Source organism: Streptomyces sp. RP5T (genome assembly GCF_003933965.1).
Lineage (GTDB): Bacteria > Actinomycetota > Actinomycetes > Streptomycetales > Streptomycetaceae > Streptomyces.
Map to the genome: position 1 here is coordinate 1 of NZ_RSAJ01000273.1, position 10,860 is coordinate 10,860.

Annotated in this window: 10 protein-coding genes and 3 pseudogenes; 3 read left to right on the forward strand and 10 right to left on the reverse strand. The window is 70.0% G+C overall.

The features are described 5' to 3' along the window. Positions 1 to 124: 124 nt before the first annotated feature. Positions 125 to 1,477, forward strand: coding sequence for an anaerobic sulfatase maturase (locus EHS43_RS25565; RefSeq protein ID WP_125193112.1), 1,353 nt, complete (start codon positions 125 to 127; stop codon positions 1,475 to 1,477). 16 nt (positions 1,478 to 1,493) lie between these two features. Here the strand turns inward: EHS43_RS25565 and EHS43_RS25570 are convergent, their stop codons facing one another. Further along, entirely contained in the window at positions 1,494 to 1,691 is a 198-nt protein-coding gene (locus EHS43_RS25570; RefSeq protein ID WP_125193113.1) for a hypothetical protein, read from the reverse strand. Between the two features lie 234 nt (positions 1,692 to 1,925). On the opposite strand from EHS43_RS25570, the gene EHS43_RS25575 reads away from it, so the two are divergent. Beyond that, positions 1,926 to 2,204 carry a GlsB/YeaQ/YmgE family stress response membrane protein gene (locus tag EHS43_RS25575; RefSeq protein ID WP_020120489.1) on the forward strand — a complete coding sequence of 93 codons (279 nt, stop codon included), beginning with the start codon at positions 1,926 to 1,928 and terminating at the stop codon, positions 2,202 to 2,204. Positions 2,205 to 2,343: 139 nt separating this feature from the next. On the opposite strand, the gene EHS43_RS25580 is transcribed toward EHS43_RS25575, so the two are convergent. Next, positions 2,344 to 2,634, reverse strand: coding sequence for a WhiB family transcriptional regulator (locus EHS43_RS25580; RefSeq protein WP_125193114.1), 291 nt, complete (start codon positions 2,632 to 2,634; stop codon positions 2,344 to 2,346). 191 nt (positions 2,635 to 2,825) lie between these two features. Here EHS43_RS25580 and EHS43_RS25585 point away from each other — a divergent pair, with 191 nt between their 5' ends. After that, positions 2,826 to 3,215: a hypothetical protein gene (locus tag EHS43_RS25585; protein ID WP_125193115.1), complete on the forward strand. Its 390-nt coding sequence runs from the start codon at positions 2,826 to 2,828 to the stop codon at positions 3,213 to 3,215. Positions 3,216 to 3,314: 99 nt separating this feature from the next. Here the strand turns inward: EHS43_RS25585 and EHS43_RS25590 are convergent, their stop codons facing one another. From EHS43_RS25590 to EHS43_RS25625, 8 genes and pseudogenes are all read right to left on the reverse strand, one after another. Beyond that, positions 3,315 to 5,435: a PQQ-dependent sugar dehydrogenase gene (locus EHS43_RS25590; protein ID WP_125193116.1), complete on the reverse strand. Its 2,121-nt coding sequence runs from the start codon at positions 5,433 to 5,435 to the stop codon at positions 3,315 to 3,317. Between the two features lie 129 nt (positions 5,436 to 5,564). Then, on the reverse strand, positions 5,565 to 6,728 hold the full coding sequence (locus tag EHS43_RS25595; RefSeq protein WP_125193117.1) for a sugar phosphate isomerase/epimerase: 1,164 nt from the start codon (positions 6,726 to 6,728) through the stop codon (positions 5,565 to 5,567). A gap of 54 nt (positions 6,729 to 6,782) precedes the next feature. After that, positions 6,783 to 7,047, reverse strand: a pseudogene (locus tag EHS43_RS25600) (alkaline phosphatase family protein); the annotation flags it as partial. Between the two features lie 6 nt (positions 7,048 to 7,053). After that, a pseudogene (gene eboE, locus EHS43_RS25605) lies at positions 7,054 to 7,842 on the reverse strand (metabolite traffic protein EboE); the annotation flags it as partial. 4 nt (positions 7,843 to 7,846) lie between these two features. Beyond that, the gene (locus tag EHS43_RS25610) at positions 7,847 to 8,695 is read right to left on the reverse strand and encodes a TatD family hydrolase (RefSeq protein ID WP_125193118.1); all 849 of its coding nucleotides are present in this window, start codon (positions 8,693 to 8,695) and stop codon (positions 7,847 to 7,849) included. Beyond that, positions 8,695 to 9,372, reverse strand: a complete 678-nt coding sequence (locus EHS43_RS25615; protein WP_125193119.1) for an EboA domain-containing protein — start codon at positions 9,370 to 9,372, stop codon at positions 8,695 to 8,697. The genes EHS43_RS25610 and EHS43_RS25615 overlap by 1 nt, the downstream gene beginning before the upstream one ends. Further along, complete coding sequence (locus EHS43_RS25620; RefSeq protein WP_125193120.1) at positions 9,369 to 10,244, reverse strand: sugar phosphate isomerase/epimerase; 876 nt, start codon at positions 10,242 to 10,244, stop codon at positions 9,369 to 9,371. Before EHS43_RS25620 ends, EHS43_RS25615 begins: the two co-directional genes overlap by 4 nt. After that, positions 10,241 to 10,860 (reverse strand): annotated as a pseudogene (locus EHS43_RS25625) (transferase); the annotation flags it as partial. The gene EHS43_RS25620 and the pseudogene EHS43_RS25625, both read right to left, overlap by 4 nt.

Below are 10,860 nucleotides of genomic sequence, written 5' to 3' on the forward strand. Positions count from 1 at the left end.
GCCCCGCGTTCACAGAGTGACGGACCGGTTACGGAAGGTGGGCCGCGCGTCCTCTCGGGGGAGATCGAGCGCGTCACCCCCGCGGGGTGACGCACCGGGAGCACCGCAGTCCCATCCTGGCTCGATGAGCACGCGCCAACCGCCCGATCCGACCATCCCGCGCCGGCCGTTCCATCTGCTGTCCAAGCCGGCGGGCGCCATCTGCAACCTGGACTGCACCTACTGCTTCTTCCTCTCCAAGGAGCTGCTGTACGAAGGCAGCAGGTTCCGGATGGCCGACGAACTGCTGGAGAACTACATCCGGCAGCTGATCGAGGCACATGGCCCGGCACCCGAGGTCACAGTGGCCTGGCAGGGCGGTGAACCTCTGCTGATGGGCCTGGACTTCTTCCGCCGTTCCCTGGAGCACGAAAGACGGTACGCCCGCCGCGGCCAGCGCATCGTCAACACCGTCCAGACCAACGGCACGCTGATCACCCCGGAATGGGCCGGCTTCTTCCGCGACCACGACTTCCTCGTCGGGCTCTCCATCGACGGCCCTCGCGATCTGCACGACGCCTATCGCGTCGACAAGGCGGGCAAGCCCACCTTCGACCGTGTCATGCGCGGACTTGACCACCTGCGCGCGAGCGGCGTGAACTGGAACGCGCTCACCACTGTGCACGACGCCAGTGACGGGCGCGGACGCGAGATCTACGCCTTCCTGCGTGACGACTGCGGTGCTGAACACATGCAGTTCATCCCGATCGTGGAACGCGCCACCGCTCACACCCTCCCGCTGGCCGACGAAGGCTGGGGCCGGCGCGCCTCGGACCGGCCCCTCTACCGGCAGGAGGGCGACCGAGTCACCGACCGGTCGGTGACCGGACAGCAGTACGGCCGGTTCCTGATCGACGTCTTCGAGGACTGGGTACGCCGCGATGTCGGCCAGGTCTACGTCCAGATGTTCGACGTGGCGCTGGCCAACTGGTACGGGGAACAGCCCTCGTTGTGCGTGCACTCCCGGACCTGTGGCAACGCCCTGGCGCTGGAACACAACGGGGACCTGTACTCCTGCGACCACTTCGTCGAGCCCGACCATCTCCTCGGCAACATCGGCGACCGGCACATGCTGGAGCTTGTCGACTCACCGCAGCAACGGAAGTTCGGCCAGGACAAGTACGACACCCTGCCCCGCTACTGCCTCGACTGCGACGTCCGCTTCGCCTGCCACGGCGGCTGCCCCAAGGACCGCTTCGACACGACACCGAGCGGCGAGCCGGGTCTGAACCATCTGTGCGCCGGTTTCAAGGCGTTCTTCCAGCACGTCGACCGCCCGATGCGCACGATGGCCGAGCTGCTGCGCCGAGGGCAGCCTCCCTCGTTGATCATGCGTGAGTACGCGCGTGACGACGCGCACCGCCCCCACAACTCTCCCTGCCCGTGCGGGAGCGGACGCAAGTGGGCCCGCTGCCATGCCAAGCCGCCCGCGACGTGACGTTCGGCGCGACCCTTCAGGATGCCGTCTGGCGCATCTCCACCACGTGCAGGCCCAGTGACTGGAACCGTGCCAGCAGCCCGTACAGATGCCCCTCGTCGGTCACCGGGCCGAACATCCAGGTCTGCTCGGCCACGATGCAGCTCTTTAGCTCCGGAAACGCGGCGGTCAGCGTCCTCGACATCTGCCCCTCGACGCGGATTTCGTAATGCATGAGCGCGTCTCCCTCGCAGATGTGGTCCTTACCGGCCCGACTCCTCATGCTGTGCCGTTGTGTGCAGGGCGGGTATCACCCTGACCGGGTGACCTGGGGCGACTGCGGGACCACCGCGGGACCCGGCTCGATCATCACGGCTCGGTCTCGAATCGCGGCCTTCCTTATTCCAGGTTTATTTTCTCCGTCCGAGCGTATTCGGGTGGGGAAGGTATTTCTGAACGAGGAGGAGACGTGGGCATCATCGCCTGGATTCTGATCGGCCTGCTGGCCGGCGCCATTGCCAAGCTCCTGCTGCCCGGTAAGGACCCGGGCGGGATCATCATCACCATGCTGATCGGCATCGTCGGCGGGCTTCTCGGAGGCTGGCTCGGCAAGGTGATCTTCGGCGTCGACTCGATCGACGGGTTCTTCGACCTGTCGACCTGGATAGCCGCCATCGTCGGCTCGCTCATCCTGCTCGTGCTGTACCGGGTCGTCACGGGCAACCGACGGTCCCACCGCCACGCCTGATGTGCCGGCCGTGACCGTGTTGTCCGGCCCGAACATCGCGTAACACTGATGGGGTTCCCTGATGCGGGCCGCGGACAGTATGTCCGCGGCCCGCATCAGTTGTTCTTCGACAGTTCATCCACGCGGGCGGCGCGAGAACTCAAGCCGCTCCCGAAACTCGCTGGTGCGCAGCGCGAGCCGTCGTCAGAAGGCGTCGCCAGGACGCGACGGTGGGCCGGCGCCGCAGCAGGGCCCGGCGCTCACGTTCGGTCATCCCTCCCCATATGCCGAACTCGATGCGCTCGTCCAGGGCGTAGGCGAGACACTCGGTCCGTACGATGCAGCCGCTGCACAGTGACTTGGCACGGTTCTGCGCGGCGCCCTCGACGAACAGCTCGTCGGGGTCCGCAGTCCGGCACAGCCCCTGTTCACTCCAGTCGGTGTCCGCCATCCGGTGATGCCGTCCTCTCCTCTGACCCGCCTCGTGCGTTGCCTTGCCCGTTGCCCCGTGCTGGAAGCAACAGGCATATGACACTACGTCGTTCGGAGAATCGGTCCTTCAGCCTCGTACCGTCACACCTTCGAGTGAGGGAGGTTTGCCTTCTGTACGCAGCGACGCTATAGACCGTGAAGGAGCACCCCGTGACATACCCGCCGCCGCTCACCCCGGAGGAGAAGCTCGCCGACGCGAAGAAGCTGTCGGGCCTGCCGCGTATCGTCGTGATCTGCGGCTCCACCCGCTTCATCGCCGAGATGAACGAGGCCGATCTGCGGGAGACCAGAGCCGGAAGGATCGTCGTCAAACCCGGCTGTGACGAGAAGTCGCCGCACGAGCTCGGGGCCGATCCCGTCGAGGCCGCGGCGCTGAAGGCTCGGCTCGACGATCTGCACCGGGCGAAGATCCGGCTCGCTGACGAGGTGCTCGTGGTCGGCGACTACATCGGGGACAGTACCCGGGCCGAGATCGCCTACGCCCGTTCGCTCAACAGGCCCGTGCGGTTCACGCACCCCGGAGTCGACCCCGATGCCTGACCGGCTGTCAGGTGTGCCCCGGGATTCCGTGCTCGGGACAGGAAGGCGGGGCGCCGCCCCTCCCCCGGGCCGGCGCCCCGCATCTGTTCGTCCGACAGGTCAGTCAGCCGGTGTCAGCGCGACCTCGGCGCTGCCCGAGAGGGCCGGCAGGCCGGCCGGGGGCGTGTCGGTGTAGGTGGCGTTGAAGACCGCCTTCAGGTTGTCCGAGCCGCTGTGACCGCCGTCCACGAAGGTCTTGAACGATCCGGAGCAGCCGTTGCTCGACGACAGCGGGTGACCGTGCGAGTCGTGCCCGAGGATGAACGAGACGGTGACCTTCGCGCAGTCCACCGGCTGGTCGTCGGTGACGGTGACCTCCCAGGTGACGGTGTCACCCCAGTGGAACGCGGTGCCGCCGTGCGGAGCGGGGTCGGTGGTGAGGGAGACGACCGGCGCCTTGTTGCCGACCACGACGGGCACGGACGCGGAGGCCGAGCGCCCGGTGCTGTCGGTGACCTTCAGCGTGGCGTCGTAGACACCGTTCTTGTCGAAGGTGTGCTTCGGGTTCGCCTCCCTGGAGTCCACGGTGCCGTCGGCGTCGAAGTCCCACGCGTAGCGCAGGGCGTCGCCGTCGGCGTCCTTCGTGCCGGCGCTGGAGAACTGCACCGTCAGCGGGCTGGTGCCGTTGACCACGTCCGCGGTGACCTTGGGCTCCGGGGTGCGGTTGCCGCGTGTGAAGTCGATGCGGGAGAGCTGGGCCTCGGGAAGCTCCGCGAAGTACCCGGTGCCGTACTCCAGGACGTAGAGCGCGCCGTCCGGGCCGAACTCGGCGTCGATCGGACCGTCCGTCTTGATCGAGGGAATGGCGTCCTCGATCTTGCGCACCTCGTTCTTCCTGCCGAGGGTGATGGCCTTCATCTGGTCGCGGGTCCACTCGTAGAAGAGCGGCTTGCCGTCGAAGTACTGGGGCCAGCGGTTGGCTGCCTTGTTGTGCTTGTCGTAGCGGTACGCCGGGCCGCCCATCGGGCCGATGCCGCCGGTGCCGAGTTCGGGGAACTCAGCGGAGGCCCCGTAGCCGTAGACGATCTCCGCGTCCTCGACCGGCGGCAGCTCGGTGCGGCCGGTGTTGTGGCGGGAGTCGTTGACCGGCTTGGCGCAGTCGAAGGCGCCGCTGGAGGTCTGGGTGGCGAAGTCGTAGTCCTGGTAGGGCATGTCCTGGGTCACGCAGAACGGCCAGCCGTAGTTGGCGGGGCGGTCGATGACCATCCAGCGCCCGTGGCCGGCGGGGCCGCGGCCGGGGTTGGCGGTGTTGGCGTCGGGCGAGTAGTCGCCGACGTAGAGCTCGCCGGTCCGCTCGTCCACTCCGAAGCGGAACGGGTTGCGCAGCCCCATGGCGTAGATCTCGGGGCGGGTCTTCGCGGTGCCCGGCGCGAAGAGGTTTCCGTCGGGTATGGCATAGCCGCCGTTGCGCTTGGCCTTGATGCGCAGGACCTTGCCGCGCAGGTCGTTGGTGTTGCCCGCGGTGCGCCGCGCGTCGTAGGCCGGGTTGCGGTCGGGACGGTCGTCGAGCGGGGCGTACCCGTCGGAGGAGAACGGGTTGGAGTCGTCGCCCGTCGACAGGAACAGGTTGCCCTTGTGGTCGAAGTCGATCTTGCCGCCGACGTGGCAGCAGATGCCGCGGTCGGCGGGTACGTCGATGACCTTCTGTTCGGTGCCGAAGTCGAGCTTGTTGCCCACGAGCTTGAACCGCGACAGGCGGGTGACGCCCTTGTACTTGGCGAAGTCGGCGTCCGTGCCGAACAGCGGCGCGTCCCCCTCGTTGACGCCCGGGGTGGCCGGGTCGTCCATGGGGGTGTCCAGACGGGGCGAGTAGTAGAGGTAGACCCAGTGGTTCTTCGCGAAACCGGGGTCCACGGCGATGCCCTGCACGCCTTCCTCGTCGTGCTGGTACAGCCCGGCGGGGCTCTTCTTCATGTCGGCGGCGAGGAAGTTGACGCCGCTCCTGGGGTCGTGGATGCGCACCTCTCCGGTGCGCGCCGTGTGCAGCACCCGCCGGTCGGGCAGGACGGCCAGGGCCATGGGCTCGCCCGGGCGGTCGTTGAGGGTGACCTTCTGGAAGTCCGACGCGGCCGGCGGTGCGGGGTCCGACTTGGCGGCCTGGGCCGGGGAGAGCGGCAGGAGCCCGACGGCTCCGGCCATCGCAGCCGCCCCCACGAGGGTGACGATCCGTCTGTTGCGCACTCAGAACTCCTTTGGTCTGGTTTGGATCTCTTCGAGGAGAGGTCGTCCCGGTCTTTCCGGGTACTTCTGCTGTTTCGGGCCCGACCGACGCCAGGACGACGCCGGGCGGGGTGCACGGCTGACGGCCGGTCAGTTGCAGGCGCGCAGAGCCGCGAGGTTGTCGTAGCCGACCTTGGCGAAGTCCAGCGACTGACCGGGGACGGTCGCGCTGGGTGCGTTGTCCTGCTCGACCATCGGGTTGTGGTAGTTCTTCGCACCCACCCGGGTGAAGAACCTGCGGTAGTCGATGTCGCCCGTGCCGAACGGCACCATGTCGTAGCCCAGACCGCTCTGCAGGTTGACGACGCCGTCCTTGGCGTGGAAGAGCGGGAAGCGGTTGGTGTTGCGGACCACGAGCGCCGCCGGGTCGAAGACGTCCTCGCGCTGGGAGCCGTCGTGGGCGGTGTAGGTGTGGAACTTGTACCGGGCAACGTGCGCCCAGAAGACGTCCAGCTCCAGATAGACGTTCCTGCGGTCCGTCGCCTTCAGGAAGTACTCCAGCTTGCGGATGCCAGAGCTGCGGGTCGGCCGGCCCTGGGCGTCGAGCGGGCCGCCGTCGAGCAGGAAGTCGTAGGCCGCGTCGTGGTTGTGGGTGTACAGCTTGATGCCCTCGCCGCGGGCGACGGCGCCCAGGGTGTTCCACTTCTCCGCGGCCACGTCCCAGTCGGCCCGGTAAGGGGTGTTGGTGGGGTCGGCGCCGGTGCCCATGTGCTCCATGCCGAGGATGTTGGCGATCTCCAGGAAGCGCTTGAAGGTGTCCAGGTCGGACGGGGTCAGCGGCCAGGACGGCGGGATGTAGCCGTGGCTGCCCTGCGCCCGCAGACCGTACTCGTCGAGCCAGGAGCGCAGCTGCCTCGCCCCCGCGACGGTGCCCAGATCGGCGCCGCCGGGCGCGTTGGCGTGCTGGCCGTAGCCGGCGAACTCCACCTGGCGGTAGCCGAAGCGGGACAGCTGCCGGAACACCTCGCGGAAACCGGAGGGCAGGTCGGAGGCCAGCGGGTCGCGGCCGATCGCGTCACGGACGGTGTAGAGGATGATGCCGCGCTTGTGCGGCGGGACCAGGGCGGAACGGCCCCGGTCGTGGCCGGCGGCCTGCGATCTGTCCTGCGCCAGGGCGGGCGTGGCGCCGAAGACGGGGGCGGCGATCGCCGCGGCGGTGACGGCCGTGCAGGTGCTGAGGAAGCGGCGGCGGTTGACGCCGAGCGTGCGGCGCAGGGCGTCGCCGGTGACGGCTTCGTCGTTGAACGCGGTCACAGTGGATCTCTCTTTCGGTTGTCGCGGTGCTGCGGGTGTCTGACGTCCGCCGTCTCAGGAGAGGCCGGCGAGCCGCAGGAGAAGGGACTTCACTTCGGTGGCCGCGACGCGGCCGGACACTGCGCGGGGGGTGGAGACCAGGACGAGCGGACCTTCGTCGTCGCTCGTGGGACGGCGGCCGTGGCTGCCGCGGATGGGTGAGGGGTCGAGGGGCACGACGGCCATGCGGTAGCGCATGCCGAGTTTCTTGCGGGCCAACGCGGTGGCCGCCTTGACCTTGGACGTACGGGTCGAGCGGGTCCATGAACAGTTCGACCGGGTGGGAGGCGGCGAGGGCTTCGCGGACCTCCGGCAGGTGGGGGTGTTCGGCGTGCAGCGCCGCCGACAGCTGTGCCTTCGGGATGGCGATGCCGGCGGTCCCGAGAGCCGTCAGCGCCGACGCCGGGTCCTCGAAGGACGTGGCCAGGTGGCACGTGTCGACGCACACGCCGATACGGTCACCGGGCAGGGCTCTGAGCGGCCCGATCGCGTCCGTGGTGGTCTCCACCGTGCACCCGGGCTCCGGTTCCAGGGCGATCCGGATGGACCTGCCGGTCCGTTCCTCAAGCGCGTCGAGCCGTTCCGACAGGGTGGTCAGCGCCGCGGTGGCGGTGGCCGCGGCGCGCTCGTCGAAGTCGGTGCGCCAGGCGAGCGGAAGCGTGGAGATGGTCCCCTCGGTGACGTCGTCGGGCAGGAGCGCGGTCAGCAGCCGGGCCAGGTCGGTGGTGTGCTCCAGGCGTTCGGGGTCGGCCCAGTCCGGCTTGCAGACGCGGTACTTGACCTCCTCGGCGCCGAAACCCTCGTAGGGGAAGCCGTTCAGGGTGACCACTTCCAGGCCGCGCCTGTCCAGCTCGCCGCGCAGGCCCCGCAGCGTCGCCGGGTCGGTGATCAGCGTGCGGGCGGCGTCCTTGGCGAGCCACAGGCCGATGCCGAGGCGGTCGCGGCCCAGACTTCGGCGGACCGGTTCGCAGTGGTCGCGGAGCTGGGCGAGGACACCGTCGAAGGTCTCGGCCGGGTGGACGATGGTGCAGTAGGCGAGGTGGACGGTGGAGCCGTCGGGGTGGCGCAAGCGCATCGCTCTACTCGCCCCCGCGCAGGATGGAGTTGCCCTCGTGCAGGTCCTGGGCCTGCGGGACGTCGAGCCGGAGGCGTCCGCTGAGTCCGTAGAAGGCGACGGGGTTGCGCCACAGCACCTGGTCGACGTCGTCCTCGCCGAATCCGGCCGCGAGCATGGCGTCGGCGACCTTCCGGGTCTTGAGCGGGTCGCTCCTGCCCCAGTCGGCGGCCGAGTTGACGAGGATCTTCTCCGGGCCGTACTCCTTCAGGACGGCGACCATGCGGTCCTCGTCCATCTTGGTGTCCGGGTAGACGGAGAAACCGAGCCAACAGCCGCTGTCCTTGGCCTCCTTGACGGTGGTCTCGTTGAGATGGTCGAGCAGCACCCACTCGGTGGGCAGGTTCGACTCCCGGACGACGTCCACCGTGCGGCGCAGTCCCGCGAGCTTGTCGCGGTGGGGGGTGTGGACGAGCGCGGGCAGTTCGTGGTCGGCCGCGAGCTGGAGCTGGGCGGCCAGCGCGGTGTCCTCGGCCGGTGTCATGGAGTCGTAGCCGATCTCGCCGACGGCCACCACCTGGTCCTTGACGAGATAGCGGGGCAGTTCGTCCAGGACGGGTGTGCAGCGCGGGTCGTTGGCCTCCTTCGGGTTGAGGGCGAGGGTGCAGTGGTGGGCGATGCCGTACTGGGCGGCACGGAAGGGCTCCCAGCCGAGCAGGGCGTCGAAGTAGTCGAAGAAGCTGGAGGGACTGGTGCGGGGCTGGCCCAGCCAGAACGACGGTTCCACGACGGCACGCACCCCGGCGTCGTGCATCGCCTGGTAGTCGTCGGTGGTCCGGGACGTCATGTGGATGTGCGGGTCGAAGATGCGCATCACGCCTCCTTGGGCTCCTCGGCCGTCAGGGTCACGCCCGTCAGGGTCACGCCCGTCAGGGTCAGCACGCGGCCGAGGTCGTCGGGGACGTCGCGGCCGGCGGCGGTGCGCTCGGCGGCGTAGTCGGTGAGCATGCGGGCCAACTCCCCGTCATCCGCGGCCCGTTGTGCCAAGCTCGCGACCTCGTCGACGGGGACGCCCGTGAACAGGCACTTCAGGACGGCGTGCCGCCAGGCATGCGCATCGAGGTGGGCGGCGGCGTAGGGGCCGACGGCTGCGGCGATGAGCCGGGTGTCGTTGCTGCGCAGGGCGTCCTCGACGAGGTGGACGGCGTGCGGCCCGTCGACCAGCGCGGGCAGAGCCCGCAGCACGGCGCGGCGTTCGGCGGCGGTGCCCTGCTGGTAGAGCCGGGTCACGGTCTCGGCTCCCGCCCGGGCCTCGACCAGCAGCAGCGCACGAACATCGTCCGCGTGGTCGTGGCCACAGTGCCGACCGGCGGCGGCGAAGCGCAGCTCCCAGCTGGGTGCGGGATAAGGGAAGTTGGCCGTCGGCGGTGCCTGTGCGGCGGTCGCGGCGGCCACGGCTTCCGCCAGCGCCTCGTCGAACCAGGCGCGCGCGGTGTCGGCCGGCAGTGAGGCGGTGATGTCGTCGCGGGTCCGGGGAGCGGTGTGCGTCATGCGGCCGTCACTCCTCTCGTGGCGGCTTCCGCGTTGCGCAGGAACTCGATGGAACTGCGGGCCAGTTCGGGCCCGGCGTGGGAGTGGCGGGGCAGTTCGACGACGGTCAGTCCCTGGTAGCCGGTGGCGGCGAGGGCGTCCAGGACCGGCGGGAAGTCGATCTCGCCATCACCGAAGGGCAGATGCTCGTGCACCCCGCGGCGCATGTCCTCGATCTGCACGTGCCGCAGCCAGGGCGCCGCCGCCCGGACGCACTCGGCGGGCGGGTCCGGCTCCAGACACTGGCAGTGGCCGATGTCGAGGGTCAGACCCAGCGGAGGGGGGCTGCCGAGCGAGGTGCGCAGGTGATGGAAGTCGGCGAGGGTGGCCAGGAGATGGCCCGGTTCGGGTTCGATGGCCAGCGGTACGCCGGCGGTGGCCGCGGCGTCGAGCACGGGCGTGAGCGCCTCCCGCAGGCGCTGCCACGCGGTGTCGCAGTCGGTGCCGGGCGGCGTGATCCCGCTGAAACAGTGCACGGCGTGCGCTCCGAGGTCGGCGGCGACCTGGACCGCCGTGATCAGCAACCGGGTGCGGGCCGCGCGCCCCTCCGGCTCCGCGTCCAGCAGCGAGGGGCCGTGCTTGCGGCGCGGGTCGAGCACATAGCGGGCGCCCGTCTCGATGGTGACGCCGAGTCCCAAGGCGCTGAGCCGACGGGCTACTTGGGCGGTGCGGGCGGCGAGGTCGGGGGCGAGCGGGTCGAGGTGCATGTGGTCGAGCGTGAGGCCGACACCGTCGTAGCCCAGCTCCGCGAGCAGGCCGAGGGCGTCGTCCAGACGGAGGTCGGTGAGGCCGTTGGTGCCGTATCCGAGACGCAGTCGCTGTCGGCCGCTCATGTGGGGCTCACCTTCCGTGCGAGGGTGCGGGCCGCGGGGACGAGCCCCAGCAGGGCGAGGGCGGTGCCGTTGGCCCCGGACCGGGCGGCGAGCGCGGCCTGGAGCGGGATCAGGGCGCGGATCCCGCCGCCGACGGCGCGTTGGGTGAGGGGCGGGGACGGATTGAGGGCGGCATGGAGGTAGGGAACGGCGGCGGTGCGGGCATACGAGGCGGCCGTCACTGCCTGAAGGGGCCCCGGCGCCGCGCCTGCCCGTCCCAGCAGCAGGCCGAGCGTGGTGGTCGCGCCGAGCGCGGCGAGGGGGGTGACCGTGGAGCCGCCCTGGGTTTCGTGCCGGGACACGGCGGTGACGGCGTAGGTGTGGGCGGCCAGGGCGAGGGCGGACGCGGCTATTGACGCAGTCGGGGGTGCGGAGGCCGGCGCGGATGCGGTTGCGGATGCCGGCGCGGATGCGGATGCGGTGGGGCGTACCTTGGCGTCTGTCCGGCCCGAACTCGTCGTGCCGGGTGCCGACATGGTGGCCGTGGCGCCGAGCAGGAGGTCCAGGGCGCGGGCCGCGGCCATCGTCGCCGGGGCCGCGGGCGTGTGCTTCAGCCGCAGGTCGTACGCCCACACCG